This is a genomic window from Pseudomonas sp. BS3767 (assembly GCF_900099665.1).
GTDB classification, from domain to species: Bacteria; Pseudomonadota; Gammaproteobacteria; order Pseudomonadales; family Pseudomonadaceae; genus Aquipseudomonas; species Aquipseudomonas cerasi.
This window is the reverse complement of sequence record NZ_FNCX01000002.1, coordinates 278,630-301,214: the sequence shown is the minus strand read 5'-3', so window position 1 is coordinate 301,214 and position 22,585 is coordinate 278,630. Positions and strand designations below refer to the sequence as shown.

General features: G+C 60.8%; 22 protein-coding genes. 17 read left to right on the top strand and 5 right to left on the bottom strand.

Annotation, left to right across the window (positions count from 1 at the left end; genetic code table 11):
* Positions 1-27 precede the first annotated feature (27 nt).
* From BLR16_RS05860 to pdxJ, 5 genes are read left to right on the top strand one after another with little or no spacing between them, the layout of a single operon-like run.
* Positions 28-405: a DUF4845 domain-containing protein gene (locus tag BLR16_RS05860; protein ID WP_003384196.1), complete on the top strand. Its 378-nt coding sequence runs from the start codon at positions 28-30 to the stop codon at positions 403-405.
* Positions 402-1,091, top strand: coding sequence for a ribonuclease III (gene rnc / locus BLR16_RS05855; RefSeq protein WP_002554906.1), 690 nt, complete (start codon positions 402-404; stop codon positions 1,089-1,091). The genes BLR16_RS05860 and rnc overlap by 4 nt, the downstream gene beginning before the upstream one ends.
* The gene (era, locus tag BLR16_RS05850; protein WP_003363707.1) at positions 1,084-1,986 is read left to right on the top strand and encodes a GTPase Era; all 903 of its coding nucleotides are present in this window, start codon (positions 1,084-1,086) and stop codon (positions 1,984-1,986) included. The genes rnc and era overlap by 8 nt, the downstream gene beginning before the upstream one ends.
* A gap of 60 nt (positions 1,987-2,046) precedes the next feature.
* Positions 2,047-2,730, top strand: coding sequence for a DNA repair protein RecO (gene recO, locus BLR16_RS05845; protein WP_054082103.1), 684 nt, complete (start codon positions 2,047-2,049; stop codon positions 2,728-2,730).
* A 59-nt stretch (positions 2,731-2,789) separates the two neighbouring features.
* A complete protein-coding gene (gene pdxJ, locus BLR16_RS05840) occupies positions 2,790-3,530 on the top strand; it encodes a pyridoxine 5'-phosphate synthase (protein ID WP_003431309.1) in 741 nt (246 codons plus the stop codon).
* Positions 3,531-3,538: 8 nt separating this feature from the next.
* Here pdxJ and cmoB read toward each other — a convergent pair whose 3' ends face one another.
* From cmoB to lon, 4 genes are all read right to left on the bottom strand, one after another.
* Positions 3,539-4,498, bottom strand: a complete 960-nt coding sequence (gene cmoB / locus BLR16_RS05835) for a tRNA 5-methoxyuridine(34)/uridine 5-oxyacetic acid(34) synthase CmoB (protein WP_054082104.1) — start codon at positions 4,496-4,498, stop codon at positions 3,539-3,541.
* Positions 4,495-5,238, bottom strand: a complete 744-nt coding sequence (gene cmoA, locus BLR16_RS05830; RefSeq protein ID WP_003363698.1) for a carboxy-S-adenosyl-L-methionine synthase CmoA — start codon at positions 5,236-5,238, stop codon at positions 4,495-4,497. Before cmoA ends, cmoB begins: the two co-directional genes overlap by 4 nt.
* Positions 5,239-5,338: 100 nt before the next feature.
* On the bottom strand, positions 5,339-5,731 hold the full coding sequence (locus BLR16_RS05825; protein WP_003363696.1) for a protease inhibitor I42 family protein: 393 nt from the start codon (positions 5,729-5,731) through the stop codon (positions 5,339-5,341).
* A 198-nt stretch (positions 5,732-5,929) separates the two neighbouring features.
* Positions 5,930-8,347: an endopeptidase La gene (gene lon / locus BLR16_RS05820; protein ID WP_074804918.1), complete on the bottom strand. Its 2,418-nt coding sequence runs from the start codon at positions 8,345-8,347 to the stop codon at positions 5,930-5,932.
* A gap of 178 nt (positions 8,348-8,525) precedes the next feature.
* Here lon and BLR16_RS05815 point away from each other — a divergent pair, with 178 nt between their 5' ends.
* From BLR16_RS05815 to BLR16_RS05800, 4 genes are read left to right on the top strand one after another with little or no spacing between them, the layout of a single operon-like run.
* Positions 8,526-9,200, top strand: coding sequence for a methylamine utilization protein (locus BLR16_RS05815; protein ID WP_044308864.1), 675 nt, complete (start codon positions 8,526-8,528; stop codon positions 9,198-9,200).
* Positions 9,197-11,551 (top strand): bifunctional diguanylate cyclase/phosphodiesterase, encoded by a 2,355-nt coding sequence (locus BLR16_RS05810; protein ID WP_003363692.1) that lies wholly within the window; start codon positions 9,197-9,199, stop codon positions 11,549-11,551. The genes BLR16_RS05815 and BLR16_RS05810 overlap by 4 nt, the downstream gene beginning before the upstream one ends.
* 3 nt (positions 11,552-11,554) lie before the next feature.
* The gene (locus BLR16_RS05805) at positions 11,555-12,430 is read left to right on the top strand and encodes a DUF3034 family protein (RefSeq protein ID WP_003363690.1); all 876 of its coding nucleotides are present in this window, start codon (positions 11,555-11,557) and stop codon (positions 12,428-12,430) included.
* Positions 12,430-12,858, top strand: a complete 429-nt coding sequence (locus BLR16_RS05800; protein WP_003363688.1) for a group I truncated hemoglobin — start codon at positions 12,430-12,432, stop codon at positions 12,856-12,858. The genes BLR16_RS05805 and BLR16_RS05800 overlap by 1 nt, the downstream gene beginning before the upstream one ends.
* Positions 12,859-13,326: 468 nt before the next feature.
* Here the strand turns inward: BLR16_RS05800 and BLR16_RS05785 are convergent, their stop codons facing one another.
* Entirely contained in the window at positions 13,327-14,319 is a 993-nt protein-coding gene (locus tag BLR16_RS05785) for a GntR family transcriptional regulator (protein ID WP_371123815.1), read from the bottom strand.
* Positions 14,320-14,666: 347 nt separating this feature from the next.
* On the opposite strand from BLR16_RS05785, the gene BLR16_RS05780 reads away from it, so the two are divergent.
* The 8 genes from BLR16_RS05780 to BLR16_RS05745 all read left to right on the top strand — a co-directional run bounded on the left by BLR16_RS05780 (position 14,667) and on the right by BLR16_RS05745 (position 22,534).
* Entirely contained in the window at positions 14,667-16,040 is a 1,374-nt protein-coding gene (locus BLR16_RS05780) for an amidase (protein ID WP_054082106.1), read from the top strand.
* Between the two features lie 76 nt (positions 16,041-16,116).
* On the top strand, positions 16,117-16,998 hold the full coding sequence (locus BLR16_RS05775) for a polysaccharide deacetylase family protein (RefSeq protein ID WP_004658231.1): 882 nt from the start codon (positions 16,117-16,119) through the stop codon (positions 16,996-16,998).
* 27 nt (positions 16,999-17,025) lie between these two features.
* Positions 17,026-18,366: an MFS transporter gene (locus BLR16_RS05770; RefSeq protein WP_003363677.1), complete on the top strand. Its 1,341-nt coding sequence runs from the start codon at positions 17,026-17,028 to the stop codon at positions 18,364-18,366.
* Positions 18,367-18,376: 10 nt separating this feature from the next.
* Positions 18,377-19,138 (top strand): SDR family NAD(P)-dependent oxidoreductase, encoded by a 762-nt coding sequence (locus BLR16_RS05765; RefSeq protein WP_003412973.1) that lies wholly within the window; start codon positions 18,377-18,379, stop codon positions 19,136-19,138.
* A 127-nt stretch (positions 19,139-19,265) separates the two neighbouring features.
* On the top strand, positions 19,266-20,015 hold the full coding sequence (locus tag BLR16_RS05760) for an SDR family NAD(P)-dependent oxidoreductase (protein WP_003363672.1): 750 nt from the start codon (positions 19,266-19,268) through the stop codon (positions 20,013-20,015).
* Between the two features lie 22 nt (positions 20,016-20,037).
* Positions 20,038-20,337 (top strand): hypothetical protein, encoded by a 300-nt coding sequence (locus BLR16_RS05755; protein WP_003431302.1) that lies wholly within the window; start codon positions 20,038-20,040, stop codon positions 20,335-20,337.
* Positions 20,334-21,341, top strand: a complete 1,008-nt coding sequence (locus BLR16_RS05750; RefSeq protein ID WP_024662650.1) for a CobW family GTP-binding protein — start codon at positions 20,334-20,336, stop codon at positions 21,339-21,341. Before BLR16_RS05755 ends, BLR16_RS05750 begins: the two co-directional genes overlap by 4 nt.
* Positions 21,338-22,534 (top strand): ABC transporter substrate-binding protein, encoded by a 1,197-nt coding sequence (locus BLR16_RS05745; RefSeq protein WP_046719058.1) that lies wholly within the window; start codon positions 21,338-21,340, stop codon positions 22,532-22,534. Before BLR16_RS05750 ends, BLR16_RS05745 begins: the two co-directional genes overlap by 4 nt.
* Positions 22,535-22,585: the final 51 nt, after the last annotated feature.

Sequence of the window (22,585 nt, the reverse complement as noted above, 5' to 3'; positions counted from 1 at the left end):
GTTGCACTCTTGAGGTCGAAGTCGAACATGACGTTCTCTACTTCTCAAAAAGGCTTTTCTTTCGTGGGCTGGCTGTTGGTGCTGGCGCTGGTCGCGTTTGCGACGAGCACGGCCTTCAAGCTGGTTCCGCACTACCTCGACTACATGACGATGAAGAAAATCATCGAAGCGGTCGACACCAACAAGACCCTGGACATCACCACGGTCGACGATTTTTACGGTTATGTCGGTAAGAACATGCAGGTCAACAGCATTCGGGATATAGATTTGAACAAGGCGTTGAAAGTGACGGTGGAGAACAATGCGTTCCAGGCTCATTTGAACTATGAGCAGCGTGAACCGTGGTTCCAGAACATCGATCTGGTGTTGAAGTTCGACAAGCAATTCAGTGTGGGTAAACCGTGAGCGTATCCTTGAGCCGCCTTGAGCGTCAGCTCGGCTACACCTTCAAGGATCAGGAACTGATGGTCCTGGCCCTGACCCATCGCAGTTTTGCCGGTCGCAACAATGAGCGTCTGGAGTTTCTCGGTGATGCCATTCTCAACTTCGTGGCGGGCGAGGCGCTGTTCGAGCGTTTCCCCCAGGCTCGCGAAGGCCAGTTGTCCCGCTTGCGGGCGCGGCTGGTGAAGGGCGAGACCCTGGCGTTGCTGGCCCGTGGTTTCGATCTGGGCGAGTACCTGCGCCTTGGTTCGGGCGAGTTGAAAAGCGGTGGTTTCCGTCGTGAGTCGATTCTCGCCGACGCGCTCGAGGCGCTGATCGGGGCGATCTATCTGGATGCAGGCATGGAGGCGGCGCGCGAGCGCGTCCTGGCCTGGCTGACAACCGAGTTTGACAGCCTGACGCTGGTGGACACCAACAAGGACCCCAAGACCCGACTGCAGGAATTTCTCCAGTCGCGGGCCTGCGAACTGCCACGTTACGAGGTGGTGGATATCCAGGGCGAGCCGCATTGCCGGACGTTTTTCGTCGAATGCGAGATCAACCTATTGAATGAAAAAAGCCGAGGACAGGGTGTCAGCCGCCGGATCGCCGAACAGGTAGCCGCCGCAGCAGCACTCATCGCCCTGGGCGTGGAGAACGGTCATGAATGATACAACCGCAACACGCTGTGGCTATGTTGCCATTGTCGGCCGTCCCAACGTAGGCAAGTCCACGCTGCTCAACCACATTCTCGGTCAGAAGCTCGCGATCACCTCGCGCAAGCCGCAGACCACGCGCCACAACATGCTGGGCATCAAGACTGAAGGCGCCGTGCAGGCAATCTATGTCGATACTCCCGGCATGCACAAGAATGGCGAGAAAGCGCTCAACCGTTACATGAACAAGACCGCTTCGGCGGCGCTGAAGGACGTCGACGTGGTCATCTTCGTCGTCGATCGCACCCGCTGGACGGACGAAGACCAGATGGTTCTGGAGCGCGTTCAGTATGTCCAGGGGCCGGTCATCCTGGCGATCAACAAGACCGATCGCATCGAAGACAAAAGCGATCTGATGCCGCATCTGGAGTGGCTGCAGGGTCAGTTGCCGAATGCGTCCATCGTGCCGATCTCCGCGCAGCATGGTCACAACCTCGAAGCGCTGGAAAGCCTGATTGCCTCGCACCTGCCCGAGAATGACCACTTCTTCCCGGAAGACCAGATCACCGATCGCAGCAGCCGCTTTCTGGCTGCCGAACTGGTCCGCGAGAAAATCATGCGCCAGTTGGGTGCCGAGCTTCCGTACCAGATCACCGTCGAGATCGAAGAATTCAAGCAGCAGGGCCGCACCCTGCATATCCATGCGCTGATTCTTGTCGAGCGCGATGGACAGAAGAAGATCATCATTGGCGACAAGGGCGATCGCATCAAGCGCATCGGCAGTGATGCGCGTCGTGACATGGAACTGCTGTTCGACTCCAAGGTGATGCTCAACCTGTGGGTCAAGGTCAAAGGTGGCTGGTCCGATGACGAGCGCGCACTGCGTTCCCTTGGCTACGGCGACCTCTAAGCTGTCCTTTCGCCCGACCTTGCTATGGTCGGGCGAACACTTCCCTTTCGAGCCAGCCTGATGAGCACGCCTACCGGCCAACCTGCTTATGTGCTCCACAGCCGTGCGTATCGCGAAAACAGCGCGCTGGTCGACTTCCTCACGCCTAAGGGCCGTCTGCGTGCCGTGCTGCGCAGTGCCAAGGGCAAGGCGGGTTCGCTGGCACGCCCATTCGTGCCCCTCGAGGTCGAGTTTCGAGGGCGGGGCGAGCTGAAGAATGTCGGCCGCATGGAAAGCGCGGGCGTCGCTACCTGGATGACCGGCGAGGCGTTATTCAGCGGCATGTACCTCAACGAGCTGCTGATTCGCCTGTTGCCTGCCGAAGATCCTCATCCTGCCGTGTTCGAACATTACGCTGCCACGCTGCTGGCCCTTTCTCTGGGGCGTCCGCTGGAGCCGTTGCTGCGTTCGTTCGAATGGCGGTTGCTGGATGACCTGGGCTATGGCTTCGCGATGGACGCCGACATCAATGGCGAACCGCTGGCCATTGATGGCATGTATCGCTTGCAGGTCGATGCCGGGCTCGAGCGTGTCTACCTGCTTCAGCCCGGTCTGTTTCAGGGCGCGGAATTACTGGCCATGTCCGAAGCGGACTGGAGCGTCCCCGGTGCGTTGTCCGCTGCCAAGCGTCTGATGCGTCAGGCGCTGGCGGTACACTTGGGCGGTCGCCCGTTAGTCAGTCGTGAACTGTTTCGCAAGCCTTGATCAGGCTTTATTCTCTACAGCCTGCTTCGACCAGCTCGCCCATTTTTCTGGAGACCACCGTGACCCAAAGCACTCGCATCCTTCTCGGCGTAAACATCGACCACGTAGCCACCTTGCGTCAGGCTCGTGGCACGCGCTACCCGGACCCGGTCAAGGCTGCCCTGGACGCCGAAGAGGCAGGCGCCGACGGCATCACCGTTCACTTGCGCGAAGACCGCCGCCATATTCAGGAGCGCGATGTCCTGCTGCTCAAGGATGTCTTGCAGACCCGCATGAATTTCGAAATGGGCGTGACCGAAGAAATGCTCGCCTTCGCCGAACGCCTTCGCCCGGCGCACATCTGTCTGGTGCCTGAGACACGGCAGGAGCTGACCACCGAAGGCGGTCTGGACGTGGCAGGGCAGGAAGCGCGGATCAAGGCAGCGGTCGAGCGACTGGCGAAGATTGGCTGCGAGGTTTCACTGTTCATCGACGCCGACGAGCGTCAGATCGCCGCTTCAAAACGCGTCGGCGCCCCCGCCATCGAACTGCATACCGGTCGCTATGCCGATGCTCAGACCCCGACTGAAGTTGCCGAAGAACTGCAGCGGGTCGCCGACGGCGTCGCGTTTGGTCTCGCCCAAGGGCTGATCGTCAATGCCGGTCACGGCCTGCATTATCACAACGTCGAAGCGGTCGCCGCGATCAAGGGCATCAACGAACTGAACATCGGCCACGCGCTGGTGGCTCATGCTCTGTTCGTCGGCTTCAAGGCGGCAGTGGCCGAGATGAAAGCGTTGATCGTGGCGGCGGCCAGATAACTAATCCCTCAGGGTTTGCGCCCCACGATCACCGCACGCATGGGGGCAGGCAGGCCCTCGATAGTCTTGCTGTGATCGGTGGGGTCCAGATAGTCGCTCAGGGACTGGAAGCGCATCCACTCGGTGCTGCGCTGTTCGTCGACCGTTGTGTGGCTGACGTCGACGCAACGCACATCGGTGAAGCCGGCACGGCGCATCCACAACTCCAGCGCGGGGACTGAAGGCAGGAACCAGACGTTGCGCATCTGCGCATAACGATCTTCCGGGACCAGCACTTGATGGACATCGCCCGGCACTACCAGGGTTTCCATCACCAGCTCGCCGCCTTTTACCAGGCAGTCTTTCAAGGCCAGCAGGTGGTCGATGGGGGATTTGCGGTGATACAGCACGCCCATCGAGAACACTGTGTCGAAGCCTTCAAGATTGGCGGGCAAATCTTCCAGCGCGAACGGCAGGTGCCAGGCGGGCAGGTCAGGCAGATAGCGCTGCATGGCCTGAAACTGACAGAAAAACAGCCAGTTGGGGTCGACCCCGATCACGCTGTCGGCCCCGGCGCCAAGCATGCGCCATTGGTAATAACCGTTGCCGCAGCCGACATCCAGAACGCGTTTGCCCTTCAGGTCCAGGTGTGGCGAAACCCTCGACCACTTCCAGTCCGAGCGCCATTCAGTGTCGATGTGCACGCCGAACACATTGAACGGCCCCTTGCGCCACGGTGACAGGCCCAGCAATGCCTTGCGCAGGACGGTGCGGGTCTCGCCGTTGCACTCGGCTTCCAGGGTAAAACTGTCGAGCAGATCGATTCGCTCGGGCTGCAGGTCGGGCAAGGCATCCAGCGCACTTTGCCAGCGCTGCAGGTCACCGTGACCCTTGGCCATCTTGGTGTCGAGCTGGGCCTGCAGGCCATTGGCCCAATCGGCCAGAGGGGTTCCCGCCAGACGACGGACGAGGGGAGCGAGATCAATCATGGCAGGGCAATCAACGAGGTGAAGTTAAGGCATTGAAACCAGGGCACTACCTTGGAAAAACCTGCGGCAAGCAGGCGTTGGCGGTGTTCTTCGAGGCTGTCGGGTTTCATGACGTTTTCGATGGCGCTGCGCTTCTGGGCAATTTCCAGGTCGCTGTAGCCGTTGGCGCGTTTGAAGGCGATGTGCAGGTCGGTCAGCAGAGCCTGTTCCTGCTGGTCGTCGAAGCGCAGTTTTTCCGAGAGGATCAGCGCACCGCCGGGCACCAGCGCATCACGAATGCGGCCGAGCAATGCCAGACGCTGTTCGGGGGCAATGAATTGCAGGGTGAAGTTCAGCGCCACCACCGAGGCGGGTTTGAACGCCAGCGCGAGGATGTCGCCTTCGAGGACCTGCACCGGCAGCAACTCCTGAAACATGGAGTTCTGCGCGTTGAGGTATTCACGGCAACGCTCGACCATGGCACTGGAGTTGTCTATCGCAATGACTTCGCAGCCCTCACCGCGCACATGGCGGCGCAGGGCCTGGGTGACAGCGCCCAGAGAACTGCCCAGGTCATAGAGCACAGTATTTGGCTGCGCAAATTGCGCGGCCAGCACACCGAGGTTTTCGACAATCGTCGGATAACCGGGCACCGAGCGTTTGATCATGTCCGGGAATACCCGCACCACGTCCTCGTTGAAGGCGAAGTCAGGCACCTGGGCCAGCGGCTGGGCGAAAATGCGGTCGGTTTCTTTGCTCACGGCGGTTCCGGCGAAGGCTTTGAAAAGCCGGCATTCTAGCCAAGTTGCTGCCGGGATGCATGGTGCAGTACGTGCTGTCGGACAAGCCGTGCGCAAAGCCTCACTTCACGCTGATGGCGCACTCGAAGGTCTGCTCCGGGACGACTTCGGGTGCCCAGGGTTGCTGATAGACCATCATCAGCCGGCCGGTTCCGGCATCGGTGGCCTTGAAGCGCCAGACCGATTGCCCGCCGTCGCCGACCATCTCCTTGCTCTCGGCGCTGGCATACACCTCAGGCCCCAGGCTGCGCAGAATATTCTGGGCCGGGTTCTGGGTCAGCCAGCGAAAGCCGGTGGTGGGGTTGCTGGGCAGGGTCAGGATCAGCGTCTGCCCGGACGTGAGTGTCAGCGGGCAGTCGCTTTGCGTGTCGATGGAAACAATGTTTTTCGGCGTCTGAGCGCACGCCGTCAGCAGCGCAAGGCTCAGCGGGGCAATGAAACGGGCAGGGGTCATGGCAAGTTCCGGTATCGCGATACGAGGCGCAAGGATAACTGATCGGAGTTTTGTGAGGGAGTACGACCGGTGTCGCGCTCTGGATCGGACGCAGAGCGTCCAGCACTGCATTCCCATGCTGAAGCGTGCCGGAACGAGAGGTGCCCGATAGAATACCTCTCGTAACAGTTCAGCGTGTGACCTGCGCAGTATCAATCTTTAGAACAGCACCTTCACCACATCCGCAAAGCGTTTGGCGAAGTGCACGGTAATGCCTTCCTTCAGGTAGTCCGGCAGTTCCTCGAAGTTGCCACGGTTAGGCTCCGGCAGGATCAGTTCGTGGATTTTCTGGCGTCGCGCGGCAATGACTTTTTCCCGCACGCCGCCGATCGGCAGCACATGCCCGGTCAGGGTCAGTTCGCCGGTCATGGCGACGCCTTTTTTCGGCGGCTGGTTGCGGGCCAGGGACAGCAAGGCGCTGGCCATGGTCACACCCGCACTCGGACCGTCTTTCGGGGTGGCACCTTCGGGAACATGTACGTGCACGAACGCCTCATCGAAGAACTTCGCATCACCACCAAACTTCGACAGATTGGCGCTGACGTAGCTGTAGGCAATTTCAGCCGACTCTTTCATCACGTCGCCCAATTGCCCGGTCAGCTTGAAGCCACGGTTGAGCGTATGAATGCGCGTCGCCTCGATGGGCAGGGTAGCGCCGCCCATGCTGGTCCACGCCAGGCCGGTGATCACGCCGGTGCCGGACAGTACTTGTTCGCTGCGGAATACGGGCATGCCCAGCGACGCTTCGAGGTCTTTTGGTCCGATCTTGATCACTGAATCGGGCTCGTCCAGCAGTTTGACCACTGCCTTGCGCACCAGCTTGCCAAGTTGCTTCTCCAGATGCCGCACACCGGCTTCGCGGGCGTAGCCCTCGATGACGGCGCGCAGGGCGCTGTCGCTGATGCTCAGCTTGCTTTTGGCAACGCCTGCTTTCTCCAGTTGTTTGGGCCACATGTGGCGTTTGGCAATCGCCAGCTTCTCTTCAGTGATATAGCCGGACAGGCGAATCACTTCCATCCGGTCGAGCAGCGGGCCGGGGATCGAGTCCAGCGTGTTGGCCGTGCACACGAACAGAACCTTGGAGAGGTCCAGACGCAGGTCCAGGTAGTGATCGAGAAACTCGACGTTCTGTTCCGGGTCCAGGGTTTCCAGCAGCGCGGATGCAGGGTCGCCCTGATAGCTCTGGCCCATCTTGTCGATTTCATCGAGCATGATGACCGGGTTCATGACTTCAACGTCTTTCAGCGCCTGCACCAGCTTGCCCGGTTGCGCACCGATATAGGTACGGCGGTGACCCTTGATTTCGGCCTCGTCGCGCATGCCGCCCACGCTCAGGCGATAGAACGGCCGCCCCAGCGACTCGGCAATCGAGCGCCCGACGCTGGTCTTGCCCACCCCTGGCGGGCCGACCAGCAGCACGATCGAGCCGCTGATTTCACCCTTGTAGGCACCGACGGCGAGGAATTCCAGAATCCGCGCCTTGATGTCGTCAAGCCCGGCATGGTGCTGATCGAGCACCTTGCGCGCGTGTTTGAGGTCCAGCTTGTCGGCACCATAGATGCCCCATGGCAGCGAGCTGGTCCAATCCAGGTAATTGCGCGTCACGGCGTATTCGGGCGAGCCGGTTTCCAGCACCTTGAGCTTGCCGATTTCTTCGTCGAACTTCTTGCGCGCCTGTGGCGGCAAGGTCTTGCCTTCGAGGCGCTGCTCAAACTGTTCAATGTCGGCGCTGCGATCATCCTTGCTCAGGCCCAGCTCCTGCTGAATGACCTTGAGCTGTTCCTTGAGGAAGAACTGCCGCTGATGCTCGCCGATCTTGCGGTTCACTTCGGCAGAGATTTCCTTCTGCAGGCGTGCAACCTCGACTTCCTTGCGCAGCATCGGCAGGACTTTCTCCATGCGCCTGAGCATCGGCACGCAGTCGAGCACCTCCTGCAGCTCGACGCCGGTGGCCGAGGTCAGCGCGGCGGCGAAGTCAGTGAGCGGCGAGGGATCGTTGGGGCTGAAACGGTTGAGGTAATTCTTCAGCTCTTCGCTGTACAGCGGGTTGAGCGGCAGCAGTTCCTTGATCGCATTGATCAGGGCCATGCCGTAGGCCTTCACTTCATCGGTCGGCTCATTGGGCTGCTGCGGGTATTCGACTTCTACCAGGTACGGTGGGCGGTGGTGTTTGAGCCAGGTACGGATACGCACACGGCTCAACCCCTGCGCGACGAACTGTAAACGACCATTTTCGCGACTGGCGTGGTGAACCTTGACCAGAGTGCCATACTCGGGGAGTGCGTCGGTCTTGAAGTGGCGCGGATCTTCCTGCGGAGTGTCCATGAAGAACAGCGCCAGCGAATGATGCTCGGACTTGCTGACCAGCTCCAGCGTTTCGGCCCACGGCTCTTCATTGACGATGACAGGCAGGACCTGCGCCGGGAAGAACGGACGGTTGTGGATCGGGATGATGTAAACCTTGTCGGGCAGGTTCTGGCCGGGCAAGGCCAGCGAGGTGCTGTCGGAACTCAGAGACACGTCGTGCTCGTCTGCGTCATTGGGCAAGTCTGGCGAGTCTGTCTGCTGGTCGCTCATGGGGCACCTGAGAAGTTGAACATGGTTCTTAGATGGGGCAGCGGCTCTCAGGTTTCAATAGTCTTGGTCGATAGTCTGTAAAGCGGTTGGAAAACCGTTATTTATTAGCGGGCCTGTCAGGGCTGACAAGGACGGGCTTACTTCATTTACGGCACTGCCGGTATGGGTTGAATCAGGCATGACCAACGTATTTATTTCTGCATTAGTGGCAGGACTGTGGATAGCATCGGCTGCAAACGCATCGGCTTCCAGCTTTACCGCCCAGGTAACGGACAAGGAAGGCAAGCCCCTTGCAGATGCGGTGGTAACGCTCAAAGGGCCGCCCGATCCTTCACCTGTTGTGTTGAAGGCGTCAATGGACCAGCGTGATCAGGAGTTTGCGCCACATGTACTGGCCATCCACGCCGGCACTCAGGTCAAGTTCCCCAACAGCGACAACATCCGCCATCAGGTCTACTCCTTTTCTCCGGCCAAGCGCTTCGAGTTGCGGCTTTACGAGGGCACACCCTCGGATCCGCTGTTGTTCGACAAGCCTGGCGTGGTCGTACTGGGCTGCAACATCCATGACTGGATGGTCGGTTACATCTACGTCACCGACGATTCATGGTTCGGCGTGACCGACAGCAACGGCCAGCTCAAGCTGGATCAGCTTCCGGCCGGGCATTATGCCGCGACCCTCTGGCATCCGCGTATCGCGGATATGCAGCCTGTGTCGGGCGGCGAGCTCGAGTTGCCGGCAGCAGGCCTCACTCAGCGTTTCAACCTCGCGGTCGAAGCGGAAGCCGATGACAAACCCGGCAAGCCCGCACCCGGCGGTTTCGGTGACGCCTTTCACAAGGCCGCACATGAATGAAATTTAGAGCCAGCTTTCAGGCGCGCATTGCCGGGGTTCTGATTGTCCTGTTGCTGATTGTCGTGAGTGCGGTCTATCTCGCCGTCAAGGTTGCAACAGGCGAGGCGGTGCGCACTCAGGCCCAGGCGCAGCTGGAGGTGGGTAGCCGCGTCTTCGAGCGTCTGATCGATCTGCGCGGCAAACGTCTGCGTGACACCGTGCAACTGGTGGCAGCCGATTTCGGCTTTCGTGACGCGGTGGCCAGTTCCGACGCCTCGACCATTCGCTCGGTGTTGCTCAACCATGGCAAACGCATCAATGCCAGCGACATGTTTCTGCTGGGCATGGATGGCGTGGTGATTGCCAGCACCGTGCCGAAAGTCCCCGAAGGTTCCAGGTTTGTCTATGACCAAGCCCTGCGCAATGCCAAACGTGCCGGTCAGTCAGTGCTCATTGTGCCCGGCGGCGGAGACCCTCATTTGCTGGTGGAGAGCACCGTTCTCGCGCCATTGCCGATCGGCCGCGTGGTCATGGGCTTTACCATCGACAGCGGTATTGCCGAAGAACTGCGTTCGCTCAGCGGTCTGGAAGTGTCTTTTCTCACCGTAGAAGACGGTAAGAACGGTGAACTGATCAGTACCCAGCCAGAGGCCCTGCACGCGGGCCTGATTGAGCTGATGCGCAGCTCCTCGGAAGGCCAGATGCTGCTTACCGAGCAATCGAACCTTAACTTTCTCAGCCAGACCCTGATGCTCGCCAACACCAGTATTGGCGGCGACGGGCAGGTTATCGCGCTATTACAGAGCCCTCTGGACAAGGCCTATCAGGCATTCGCGCCGCTGAATGAGAAGATCTTCTGGATTTCCATGGCCGCTTTGGTGGCGTCGCTGATCGGCACACTGGCACTGGCGCGAAGCGTGTCGCTACCGGTACAGGCCCTGGCCACGGCGGCCAAACGTATTGGTGATGGCGACTATAAAACGCCGGTCACCCTGGTTCGCAGCGATGAGCTGGGCATGCTCGCCGAAGCGATCAACACCATGCAGCAGGGCATCGCGGTGCGCGAGGGGCAATTGGCGCACAACGCGCTGCACGACAATCTGACCGGGCTGCCCAACCGGGCGCTGGTGATGGAGCGTCTGGGTAGCTCGATTGCTGCAGAACGTGCGTTGGCTCTGTTGTCTCTGAGTATCGAAAACCTCGCCACGATCGGCGAAAGCGTGAGCGTTGAAGGCGTGGAGCAGTTGTTGCGCCATGTGGGCCAGCGCCTGCAAGGTAATCTGCGTGCCGGCGATACCGTGGCACGTCTGGGGACCAACGAGTTTCTGCTGTTGCTGGACAACACGTCCAGCGCGGGTGCAGTGGGCATGGCAGACGCCCTACAGCGTCTGCTCAGTGAGCCGCAGCGTATCGACAATCACGAGCTGGAGCTTGAGTGCTGCATTGGCATCACGGTGTATCCGGAACACGGTGATTCCGCCCAGGAATTGCTCAACCGCGCGGCAATTGCCCGCAAGGACGCCGCGTTCATTCCCGGTCGCCTGCAGATCTATCAGGATGGACGTGATCTGGCCCACCAGCGGCAGATCACGCTGATTCGTGACCTGCGCAAGGCCGCGCAAAATGGCGAATTCACGCTGCATTACCAGCCCAAGCTGGATATCCGTCAGGGCTATGTGCGTCAGGCCGAAGCGCTGTTGCGCTGGGCTCATCCGCAGTTCGGCAATGTCTCGCCCGCCGAATTCATCGTCCTCGCCGAGCGTACCGGGAGCATTTACCTGCTGACCAACTGGGTGATCGAAGATGCAATTCGCCAACTGGCCGAATGGCGTCAGCGCGGTCTGGTCCTGCAGGTGTCGGTGAACATTTCCGCTGATGACCTGCTGGGTGATGATCTGGTCGGTTATGTCATGAAATTGCTCAAGCAATACGCTCTGCCTGCCGAACAACTGGTATTCGAGATCACCGAAAGCGCAGTCATGAGCGAACCGGAAAAAGCACTGATCGTCCTGCATCGCCTGCGTGATTGCGGCATCAGTCTGTCAGTCGACGATTTCGGCACCGGTTACTCGTCATTGGCTCACTTGAAACGTCTGCCCGTGCAGGAGCTGAAAATCGACCAGTCTTTCGTGCGCAATCTGGATGAAACCAGTGAAGACGCAGTAATCGTGCGGTCGACCATTGAAATGAGCCACAACCTCGGACTGAAGGTGGTAGCAGAAGGTGTCGAGTATCAACACAGCCTGGACCTGCTCCGGCGTTGGCACTGCGATACGGCCCAGGGTTACCTGATCAGTCGACCGCTGACCGCGTCGGCGTTCGAGGCATGGATTGCCACGTATCAGGCCTCACCCGGTCTTATGGTGAATTAATCCATGTTGCACAAAACATCGCTGCTGTTGGGGTCTTTGCTGGTGGGCATGGCGGGGGTTGCTTCGACGCCCGCCCTGGGCGACAACGGCCGGTTGATCGCCACGGGTGGCGCTACCAGCATTGAAGGCAGCGCCGGCGGCGGCATAACCCCGTGGGCGGTGATTACCGGCTACAGCGAGCAAGGCGAGTGGGGCGCTACCGCCTTCGCCACGCATGTGGATCTGCCGGACTACAACCTTGATGTGGCAGGCCTGGCGGTCGCCTATGGCAACCGCGTGGAGTTTTCCTACGCGCATCAGCGTTTCGATATCAGCAACCTGCAGCACAGGCTCAGCCTGCCGGACGATAACCTCAGTCAGGACGTGTTCGGCGTCAAGGTGCGGCTCTTCGGCGACCTGATTTACGAAAGCCTGCCGCAGGTTTCTCTGGGGGTGCAGTACAAGCATCAGAACGATTTCCTGATTCCCAGCCTGGTCGGCGCCCGACGTGACTCGGATGTCGAAGGCTACCTGACGGCCAGCCGCTTGTTCATGGGCGCGGCGTTTGGCTACAACGTTGTGGTCAACGGCGGCGTGCGTTACAGCCGCGCCAACGAAACCGGACTGTTGGGGTTCGGCGGCGATCGGCGCGACAGCCGCAGCCTGCTCAAGGAGAGCTCGGTAGCCGTGCTGTTCAATCCGCGCTGGGCACTCGGTGTCGAATATCGCGAGAAGCCAGACAACCTGTCGTTTGCGGGCGAAAGTGACTGGGCCGATGTGTTTCTCGGCTATTTCCCCAACAAGCATGTGTCCGTGGTCCTGGCTTATGCCCGTTTGGGCGAAATCGCCACGCTGGACAACCAGAACGGCACCTATCTGTCTGTGCAGGGGAGTTTCTGATGAGGCGTATGCTGATAGCCATGATGCTGACGCTACTGGCCGGTTGCGCGCAGCAGCAACAGCCACCCAAGGATGACAGCCTCTACCAGGACCTTGGTCAGCGTGCCGGTATCCAGCGCATCGTCGAAGGTATGCTGATAAACGTGGCCAGGGATGAGCGGATCGTCGAGCATTTCAAGAAAGTCGACATCGTGCGTCTGCGCGACAAACTGGTCGAGCAACTCTGCGTCGAGTCCGGCGGCCCGTGTCGCTATACCGGCGACAGCATGGCCGAGGCGCACAAGGGCCAGCACCTGACGCCCAGCGATTTCAACGCGCTGGTCGAAGACCTGATCGCCGCGATGGACACCGAAAAGGTCCCGGTCCCCGTACAAAACCGCCTCATCGCCCGGCTGGCACCGATGCGCGGCGAAGTGATCGGCAAGTGATTGGTAGCCCTGAAACACACACTGACTATCGTGCCAATGCTCCCCGTCCAAGATCGGACGCAGAGCGTCCAGAACAGCATTCCCACGCTGGAGCGTGCGGAGCGATAATCTTCAGGGAGAGCACTTGCGCGAGAACACTATCGTGCCAATGCTCCGCGTTGGCATGCCGTTCGTGACGCTCCGCGTCACAAATCGACGCTGCGCTGCGTGTTCAGGATCGGACACAGAGCGTCCAGAACTGCGTTGCCACGCTGGAGCGTACGGAACGATAATCTTCAGGGAGGGCACTTGCGCGAGAACACTATCGTGCCAATGCTCCGCGTTGGCATGCCGTTCGTGACGCTCCGCGTCACAAATCGACGCCGCGCTGCGTGTTCAGGATCGGACACAGAGCGTCCAGAACTGCGTTGCCACGCTGGAGCGTGGTAACGATAGTCTCTGTCGCGTTAACTCCAACTTTGCCCCATCTCAACTCAACCGCGTCAGATACCCCGGCACTTCCTGCTCCGGCAATACCGACAACACTTTCAGGCGTTGCAGCATGCGCTGGCGGGCGCGTAACAGGTGTTCCTTGAGGTTCAGTGCGGCGGCGTCGAAGGCGCCGTGCAGCAGCAATTCAATGATCAGCCGGTGTTCGGCGAGCATCGCTTCATCGGCGCCAATGCTCAGCAGGCGGTAGAAAATCCGGTTGATAATCATCGGGCTCTGCGCCTGGCTGATCAGCATGGCGATCTTGCGGTTTTGCAGACCGCCCAGGCATTGCTGATGCAGGTCGTCCTCAAGGCGCTCGATCTCCTCAAGGCTGCACTGTTCGGCGTTTTGCGCCTCGATGACCCTGGCCAGCATTGCCTCCAGGGTTTCGCGGCTCAGCTGCGGCGCCGTCTGGCGCAAGGCTTCGGGCTCGAGGCAGGCGCGCAATTCGTAGTCTTCGGTGATTTCCCGGGCCGTCAGCGGCCCCGCCAGCCATTGCGAGTAAGGCTCTTTTTCCACCAGGCCGCGATCCCGCAGACGCATCAGCGCCTCACGAACCACTGCGCGGCTCACTCCGTAATGCTGCGCGGCGCTTTGTTCATCCAGCCGGTAGTGACCAAAGGCGATACAGGCCGACAGTGCCGCACCGATCTCATCGTGAATACGTTCGCCGAGCGGGCGGGTATCGACCAGTTCTTCGCTGCTGTCCAGCCCGAACTGCTTGTGGCTCAGGCTCAGACGCAGCGGCTCGACTTCCTGCGCGTCAGGATTGACCAGATAACCCCGGCCGTCGAAGCGGCTGATCAAGCCTTCTTCATGCAGCAGGTTGAGCGCCTTGCGCACCGGCACCCGGCTGGTGCCGAACAGTTCTGCCAGCGGTGCTTCAAGCAGCACCAGTCCATTGGCGGCCGCGCCCGAGACGATGGCGTTACGCAACACCTCGCGGATCATGGCGTAGCGCGACGCGGTGCGCGGGTCCTCTTCTGACATCGGTTTCATACACTTCTGGCGGTTGACGGACGATTCTCGCACAGAAGCGCTGTTGTCACCTTGGCACACGTCCTTATGCTCGCTCATGGGGCCACCGTTACTTTTTTGCACTGAAATGTATCTTTTGTAAAAGATACATTATTTCTTTATGACGATCCTGTTCGCCCACGACGCCTTATCGCAACTGATTGATGCCTTTGCAAAAAGGTTTCTAGTACGGCGTTTCCAGCGCGAAAGGGTCGTCAGCTCGATCGGGTCAGGGCGTCGCGACATGCAGATTGGCATGGAACCTGCCTTTGTTAAATGTACATTTTATTAATAAGTACATTTTTAAAGGTGTGATGTCCATGACCGATACCGGGAGTCACAGCGTTACCGGTGATGCCTGCGCACTGGCCGAGGATTTTGCCCAGGGGCGCAGTGACCCTGTGCAGGCTCTGGACAAGGCCCTGCAACAGGCGGCACGCGCCGATCATGTGTTCATTTCCATGAGTATCGAACGGGCACGCAGGGAAGCCGAAGCCTCTGCGGCCCGCTGGCAGCAAGGGCAGCCATTGAGCCCCTTCGACGGCGTGCCCATCGCCTGGAAGGATCTTTTCGACGTGGCAGGCAGCGTCACAACCGCCGGCGCCGCGGTGCGCAACAACCTGTCCCCCGCGCTGCTGGATGCGCCGAGTGTCGGGCTGCTGGCACGGTCCGGGATGGTCAGCCTGGGCAAGACCAATCTCAGTGAATTCGCTTATTCAGGGCTGGGCCTGAACCCGCATTTCGGTACGCCGATCAACCCCAACAGCGACGGCTCACCACGCATTCCTGGCGGTTCGTCTTCGGGTTCGGCAGTCGCCGTCGCCAACGGAACCGTACCGATCGCCATGGGCACCGATACCGCCGGTTCTATTCGTGTGCCGGCAGCGCTCAACGGTCTGGTGGGGTTTCGCAGCACCAGCCGCCGCTATAGCCGCGACGGCGTTTTCCCGCTGGCGCTGACGCTGGACAGCGTCGGGCCACTGACCCGCAGTGTGCGCGACGCTCTGGTGATCGACGATCTGCTCTGTGCACGCAGCAAACCTTCATCGTTGATACCACGCAGCCTGGCCGGTCAACGTTTCCTGCTCGATCAGGCGGTGCTGGAAGACGAACGCGTCACGCCGGCCGTTCGCGACAACCTGTTGCGTGCTGTTGAAGCCTTGCGTGCAAGCGGTGCGCTGATCGAGGTCAAGCCTTGCCAGGCATTTCAGGCCACGTTGCTGTTAACCCAGCAACAGGGCTGGCTTGGTGCCGCCGAGGCGTTCGCGCTGCATCAGGCGTTGCTCGACAGCGACGCCGCCAGCCAGCTTGATCCCAGGGTTCGCAAGCGCCTGGAGGCAGCCCGTTCCATGCCGGCCAGCCTGCTGGTCAATCTGTACGCTGCGCGCGAGCGGTTGCAGGAGCAGTTGACCCTCGAACTGGACGGCGCGCTGCTGATTACTCCGACCGTGGCCCATGTGGCGCCGCCGCTCGCACCGCTGCTGAAGGACGACGACCTGTTCGTTCAAACCAACCTCGCCACGCTGCGCCTGACCATGCCCGGCAGCCTGCTGAACATGCCCGGCGTGTCACTGCCCAGCGGCCGCGATGCCTCGGGCTTGCCCACCGGGCTGTTGCTCAGCGCACCGGCAGGCGAAGACGCACGGCTGCTGCGTGCGGCGCTGACCGTGGAGTCATTGATCGCAGCCCCTTGAATACGTTTTGCAGTGCAAACCGGCCCGCGTGCCGTACAGCGCGAAGCCGATCTGATTAACCCGTGGGAGAACAACGATGGCCAAAGAAATTCTGTGTGCGTTTGGTGTGGATGTGGATGCCGTTGCTGGCTGGCTGGGCTCCTATGGCGGCGAGGATTCGCCGGACGACATTTCCCGCGGCCTGTTCGCCGGTGAAGTCGGCGCTCCACGTCTGCTCAAGCTGTTCGAGCGTTACGGTCTGCGCACCACCTGGTTCATTCCGGGGCACTCCATGGAGACCTTCCCCGAGCAGATGAAAGCCGTGGCGGATGCCGGGCATGAAATCGGTGTGCATGGTTACAGCCATGAAAACCCGATTGCGATGACCCCGGAGCAAGAGGAGATCGTCCTCGACAAGTCCATCGAACTGATCACGCAAATGACCGGCAAACGCCCGACCGGCTATGTCGCGCCATGGTGGGAGTTCAGCAACGTCACCAACGAGCTGCTGCTCAAGAAAGGCATCAAGTACGACCACAGCCTGATGCACAACGACTTCCACCCTTACTACGTTCGGGTGGGCGACAAGTGGACCAAAATCGATTACAGCCAGCATCCGGATACCTGGATGAAGCCGCTGGTACGTGGCGAAGAAACCGATCTGGTGGAAATTCCGGCCAACTGGTACCTGGACGATCTGCCGCCAATGATGTTCATCAAGAAGGCACCGAACAGCCACGGTTTCGTCAACCCTCGGCACCTGGAAGAAATGTGGCGCGACCAGTTCGACTGGGTCTATCGCGAACACGAACATGCTGTATTCACCATGACCATTCACCCGGACGTGTCTGGTCGCCCGCAAGTGCTGCTGATGCTGGAGCGCTTGATCGAGCACATTCAGAGCCATGCTGGCGTCAAGTTCGTCACTTTCGACGAGATTGCCGACGACTTCGTGCGTCGCAATCCCCGTACCCGCTGATTCATTGCCCTGTCCGAGGCGTCACTCATGTCCATTTACAATAAGCTCGACCTGACCGGCTGGAAACCTGAGCAACTGACTCCGGAGCAAGTACGGTTCGCCACATGGATTGCGTTTTTCGCGTGGGTGTTTGCGGTATATGACTTCATTCTGTTTGGCACGCTGTTACCGGAAATCGGTCGGCATTTCAGCTGGAGTGAGGTCGAACAGGCCGAAATCGCGACCTGGGTCGCGGTCGGCACCGCGGTGGTGGCTCTGGCCATCGGCCCGCTGGTAGATCGCCTGGGACGGCGCGTGGGTATCATTTTCACCGTGAGTGGCTCGGCGATCTGCTCGGCGCTCACGGCCATCGGCGGAGCATGGGGCAAGTCGCCCCTGATCCTCATTCGTTCGCTGGGCGGTCTGGGTTATGCAGAGGAAACGGTCAACGCGACCTATCTGAGCGAGATCTACGCCGCATCCGACGACCCGCGACTCACCAAGCGCCGTGGCTTCATCTACAGCCTGGTGCAGGGCGGCTGGCCGGTCGGTGCGCTGATCGCTGCTGGTCTGACGGCGGTGCTGTTGCCGGTCATCGGCTGGCAGGGTTGCTTCGTGTTTGCGGCTATTCCGGCCATCGTCATCGCTATCCTGGCGCGCAAGCTCAAGGAAAGCCCGCAGTTTCAGATCCATCAACGCATCACCCAATTGCGCAAGAAGGGCGACCTCAGTCAGGCGCAGGCCGTGGCGCAGACCTACGGGGTGGATTACGAAGAGCACAGCAAGGCCGGTATCGGCGCGGCCTTTCGCGGTTCTTCGCGCCGCGCGACCCTGGTGATCGGTGCTGCGATCCTGCTCAACTGGGCGGCCATTCAGGTATTCAGTGTGCTGGGTACGACGGTGATCGTCAGCGTCCACCACATCTCGTTCGAGAACTCGCTGATCATTCTGGTGCTGTCCAACCTGGTGGGCTATTGCGGCTACCTGTGTCACGGCTGGATGGGTGACCGGATCGGTCGCCGCAATGTCATCGGCCTTGGCTGGATGCTCGGCGGCCTGGCGTTTGCCGGCATGCTTTACGGGCCAAGCAACATGGTGACGGTGGTCGGCTTGTACAGCCTGGGGCTGTTCTTCCTGATCGGCCCGTACTCGGCGGCCTTGTTCTTCATCAGCGAAAGCTTCCCGACCAGCATTCGTGCCACGGGTGGCGCAATCATCCATGCCATGGGCCCGCTCGGTGCTGTGGTCGCAGGCTTCGGCGCCACATCGGTACTGAGCGCAGGCGGCGACTGGCAGACCTCGGCGTTGTACTTCGGCGCAGTGCCTTGCTTCCTGTCGGGTGCACTGATGTTCGCCGCTAAACACGTGCGACCTGAAACGGTGAAATGAGGAGCAGCACATGACGCGTAAAGTTGCTGTGATAACCGGTGCCGCCAGCGGCATCGGTCAGGCGCTGGCAGTGGCGTTTGCCCGCCAGGGTGTGGCGGTGGCAGGCGGGTTCTATCCGGCTGACCCGCATGATCCGGACGAAACCCGCAGGCTGGTGGCGGAGGCGGGCGGCGAATGCCTGATGCTGCCGCTGGATGTGACCTTCACCGAATCGGTCGATGATCTGGCCGCGCAGGCAGTCAAGGCGTTTGGCCGCATCGACTACGCGGTCGCCAATGCCGGGCTGTTGCGCCGCGCGCCGTTGCTGGAAATGACCGACGAGCGCTGGAACGAGATGCTCGACGTGGACCTGACCGGCGTGATGCGTACCTTCCGCGCCGCCGTCCGGCACATGGGTGAGGGCGGGGCGCTGGTGGCGATTTCCTCGATTGCCGGTGGTGTGTATGGCTGGCAGGACCATTCCCATTACGCAGCGGCCAAGGCTGGCGTGCCAGGGCTGTGCCGGTCACTGGCGGTGGAGCTCGCCCCGAAGGGCATCCGTTGCAACGCGGTGATTCCCGGCTTGATCGAGACGCCGCAATCGCTGGACAGCAAGAACTCGCTGGGGCCGGAAGGTCTGGCGCAGGCGGCCAAAGCCATCCCGCTGGGCCGCGTCGGTAGAGCGGATGAAGTCGCTGCGCTGGTGCGTTTTCTGTGCAGCGATGAAGCCAGTTACCTGACCGGGCAAAGCATCGTGATCGACGGTGGCCTGACCGTGCGCTGGCCCGAGTAGAGCGATTCGGATCGGCAGCGAGCCTGCTCGCGAAGCGTTCAGTACAGACGCTGGGAATGGCGTGTCAGTGACTGAGCGTTCGCGAGCAATACGCAGTGATCCCCAAACCAACCGAGGAACCCGACCCATGCAGCAACTCAAACAAAAGCGGGCAGTGATCACCGGAGCAGGCAGTGGCATCGGCGCAGCCATCGCTCGCGCCTATGCGGCTGAAGGCGCGCGTCTGGTGCTGGGCGATCGAGACGCCCACAGCCTGGCGAAGATCGCTGCAGAGTGCCGTCAGTTGGGCGCTCAGGTTCAGGAGTGCGTGGCCGATGTCGGCAGCACCGACGGCGCGCAAGCCAGCGTCGATGCCTGTGTCGAGCAGTTCGGAGGTATCGACATTCTGGTCAACAACGCGGGCATGCTGACCCAGGCGCGTTGCGTCGACCTGACCCTCGATATGTGGAACGACATGCTGCGCATCGACCTGACCAGCGTCTTTGTGGCCAGTCAGCGTGCATTGCCGCACATGATTGCCCAGCGCTGGGGGCGCATCATCAATGTTGCTTCGCAACTGGGCATCAAGGGCGGTGCCGAACTGACCCATTACGCCGCCGCCAAGGCCGGGGTGATCGGTTTCAGCAAATCCCTGGCGCTGGAAGTCGCCAAGGACAACGTGCTGGTCAACGCCATTGCACCCGGCCCTATCGAAACCCCACTGGTCGCCGGGATCAGCAGCGCCTGGAAAACCGCCAAGGCCGCCGAGTTGCCATTGGGCCGCTTCGGTCTGGCCGAGGAGGTCGCCCCGGTGGCGGTGCTGCTGGCCAGCGAGCCAGGTGGCAATCTGTTCGTCGGTCAGACCCTGGGCCCCAATTCCGGCGACGTCATGCCATGAGCAAACAGCTGGAGAACACCTGATGTGTGGATTGTGCGGGCTATTGGGTGAAGACGTGCACTGGAGCGATCCGCTGGCTGCAGAACTGCCCCGGCGGCGTGAGCGCTTGCGGCGTATTGCTGCAATCAACAAGGTGGTCGCGCCGTTTCGCCTGAAGGTCGAAGATTTTCAAGGCGTTTCCTATCTCCTGCTCGGGGCCACAGGCAAGCAGGAACTGGCGACCGGGCTGGAACAGCTCTGGCAGAAAGCCGAGTTGCTGATCGGCCGGCCGCTGGACCCGCTTGATTCACGTCTGCTCGATCATCTGCAGAGGTCATCATGAGTATTGCCCTGAACGTGATTACCGGCTTCCTCGGCAGCGGCAAGACCACGTTGCTCAAACGCCTGCTGGCCGATGAAAACATGGGTGACACCGCGCTGCTGATCAACGAATTCGGCGATGTGGGTATCGATCATCTGCTGGTTGAAGAGGTCGCACCGGATACCGTGCTGTTGCCCAGCGGCTGTGTCTGCTGCACCGTCCGCGGTGAATTGAAAGACGCGCTGCTCGGTCTGCTGGAGCGGCGTAATCGAGGTGAAATTCCTGCATTTCGCCGGGTGATTCTGGAGACCACCGGCCTGGCCGATCCGGCCCCGATTCTCACCACGCTGAGCAACGACCCGCAATTGCGCGGGCGTTTTCACATCGGTCTGATTGTCACGCTGGTGGACGCTTGTCACGCGACGCTGCAAGAGCGTCTGCATCCGGAATGGCTGGCGCAGGTCGCGGCGGCGGATCGTCTGCTGTTGAGCAAAACCGATCTGGTCGATGAGTCGGTACTGGATGGCCTGCGCGAGCATCTGCAAGCGCTGAATTTTTCTGCGCCATTGCTTGATACGGCGGAGGTCCACAGCGGCGATCAGTTGCTGCTGGGCGAGGGCATGCGCAGCGACGAACCGGCCGCTGAAGTGACCCGCTGGCAACTGCATCGGGTGCTGTCGACTTCCGCGCGGCATGGTGATGCGCAGGTCTGTTGCCTGACGTTCGAGCGCCCTCTGGACTGGGTCGGCTTCGGGGTGTGGCTGTCGATGCTGTTAAGATGCCACGGTGAACGAATCCTCCGCGTCAAAGGGCTGCTCAACGTGAACGACAATCAGGCTCCCATCGTGATTCATGGTGTGCAGCATTGCCTGCATGCGCCGGTGCATCTTGCCGCCTGGCCGGGCGAGGATCGCACCTCGCGGCTGGTGTTCATCCTGCGCGGTCTCGATCCCGATCTGCTGCGTCGTTCGTTCGACGTCTTCTCTGGCAGTTTCGCGCCACCGCTCAACGAGTCGGCAGCATGACCATCACCTTGCGCGTGCTGGGCACCTCCGTGACCCTGCTGGAGTCTTTGCGTGAGCGGGCCGAGCAGGAACTGGGGATCAAACTGATCTACCAGATTCATGACGTGCAAACCGCGCAACGTATCGCGGTCATGCAGCCAGACAGCTACGACCTCTACGATCAGTGGTTTCATAACGTTGATTTCGTCTGGCCAGCCCGGGCGATTCAACCCATCGACACGCGGCGCATCGCGCTGTGGCACGAAATCAACGACTTGCCCAAGCAGGGCCGTCTGCGGCCTACCGACCAGCCAGGCAGCGGCAGTGTGCCCAGCGAGCGTTTGTTCGTGCAGCACGACGGCAGTCTTGGCAGCGCGGTGACCGAGCGCATCAGCATGTTGCCGCTGACCCACAACGCCGACAGCTTCGCCTATCGCCCCGAGCGCTTGCCGGAGGGCTTGAGCTCTGCGGACGAAAGCTGGGGCTGGCTGCTCGACCCGGTGTGGGGCGGGCGCATCGCCTTGCAGAGTGACGCGGCCATCGGCGCATTGGATGCCGCGCTGGCGGTGCAGGGGGCGGGGCTGGCGAGCTTCAAGGACATCGGCAACATGAGCATCGAAGAAATCGATCGGCTCGCTGATGTGCTGGTGCGCAAACAGCAGCAAGGGCATTTTGGTGCGTTCTGGTCAGGCGACGAAGAAGCCGCCGAACTGATGCTCAGCCCGAACATCGATATTCAGAGCCTCTGGTCACCGACCCTGGTCAGGCTGCACCGTGCGGGGGTCAAGTACCGTGTGGCGGTGCCCAAAGAAGGTTATCGCGGCTGGTTTGGCGGGCTTTCCCTGTCACGCCACGCCAAGGGGCCGGTGCTGGATGCGGCCTACGCGTATCTCAACTGGTGGTTGTCGGGCTGGCCCGGCGCAGTGATGGCGCGGCAGGGCTACTACATCGGCAATCCGGCACGCAGCCGCGATCACCTCAGCGCTGCCGAATGGGATTACTGGTACGCCGGCCTGCCTGCGCGCGAACAACTGCTCGGCAGCGACGGCTTGCCGCTCATCGACGCCGGAGAAGTCCGCGACGGCGGCTCCTACGAAGAACGCATGGGCCATATTGCCGTGTGGAATTCGGTCATGAACGAGCACAACTACCTGGTCCGCCGCTGGAGCGACATCCTGCGCGCCAGTGACAAAAGCAGCGCCAAGGCACGCTAGTCAGTCGCACTGGAGAGAGGACGCAGAGCGTCCAGAACGGCATTCCCACGC

What these genes read in the sequence shown, in the direction of transcription:
- BLR16_RS05785 (WP_371123815.1), bottom strand. Translation starts at nt 14,319, where the DNA reads ATGTCAGAAGAGGACCCGCGCACCGCGTCGCGCTACGCCATGATCCGC.
- BLR16_RS05800 (WP_003363688.1), top strand. Translation starts at nt 12,430, where the DNA reads ATGAGGCGTATGCTGATAGCCATGATGCTGACGCTACTGGCCGGTTGC.
- lon (WP_074804918.1), bottom strand. Translation starts at nt 8,347, where the DNA reads ATGAGCGACCAGCAGACAGACTCGCCAGACTTGCCCAATGACGCAGAC.
- recO (WP_054082103.1), top strand. Translation starts at nt 2,047, where the DNA reads ATGAGCACGCCTACCGGCCAACCTGCTTATGTGCTCCACAGCCGTGCG.
- BLR16_RS05745 (WP_046719058.1), top strand. Translation starts at nt 21,338, where the DNA reads ATGACCATCACCTTGCGCGTGCTGGGCACCTCCGTGACCCTGCTGGAG.
- BLR16_RS05810 (WP_003363692.1), top strand. Translation starts at nt 9,197, where the DNA reads ATGAAATTTAGAGCCAGCTTTCAGGCGCGCATTGCCGGGGTTCTGATT.
- BLR16_RS05760 (WP_003363672.1), top strand. Translation starts at nt 19,266, where the DNA reads ATGCAGCAACTCAAACAAAAGCGGGCAGTGATCACCGGAGCAGGCAGT.
- BLR16_RS05765 (WP_003412973.1), top strand. Translation starts at nt 18,377, where the DNA reads ATGACGCGTAAAGTTGCTGTGATAACCGGTGCCGCCAGCGGCATCGGT.
- BLR16_RS05805 (WP_003363690.1), top strand. Translation starts at nt 11,555, where the DNA reads ATGTTGCACAAAACATCGCTGCTGTTGGGGTCTTTGCTGGTGGGCATG.
- BLR16_RS05780 (WP_054082106.1), top strand. Translation starts at nt 14,667, where the DNA reads ATGACCGATACCGGGAGTCACAGCGTTACCGGTGATGCCTGCGCACTG.
- BLR16_RS05825 (WP_003363696.1), bottom strand. Translation starts at nt 5,731, where the DNA reads ATGACCCCTGCCCGTTTCATTGCCCCGCTGAGCCTTGCGCTGCTGACG.
- BLR16_RS05815 (WP_044308864.1), top strand. Translation starts at nt 8,526, where the DNA reads ATGACCAACGTATTTATTTCTGCATTAGTGGCAGGACTGTGGATAGCA.
- BLR16_RS05755 (WP_003431302.1), top strand. Translation starts at nt 20,038, where the DNA reads ATGTGTGGATTGTGCGGGCTATTGGGTGAAGACGTGCACTGGAGCGAT.
- cmoB (WP_054082104.1), bottom strand. Translation starts at nt 4,498, where the DNA reads ATGATTGATCTCGCTCCCCTCGTCCGTCGTCTGGCGGGAACCCCTCTG.
- BLR16_RS05750 (WP_024662650.1), top strand. Translation starts at nt 20,334, where the DNA reads ATGAGTATTGCCCTGAACGTGATTACCGGCTTCCTCGGCAGCGGCAAG.
- BLR16_RS05770 (WP_003363677.1), top strand. Translation starts at nt 17,026, where the DNA reads ATGTCCATTTACAATAAGCTCGACCTGACCGGCTGGAAACCTGAGCAA.
- BLR16_RS05775 (WP_004658231.1), top strand. Translation starts at nt 16,117, where the DNA reads ATGGCCAAAGAAATTCTGTGTGCGTTTGGTGTGGATGTGGATGCCGTT.
- BLR16_RS05860 (WP_003384196.1), top strand. Translation starts at nt 28, where the DNA reads ATGACGTTCTCTACTTCTCAAAAAGGCTTTTCTTTCGTGGGCTGGCTG.
- era (WP_003363707.1), top strand. Translation starts at nt 1,084, where the DNA reads ATGAATGATACAACCGCAACACGCTGTGGCTATGTTGCCATTGTCGGC.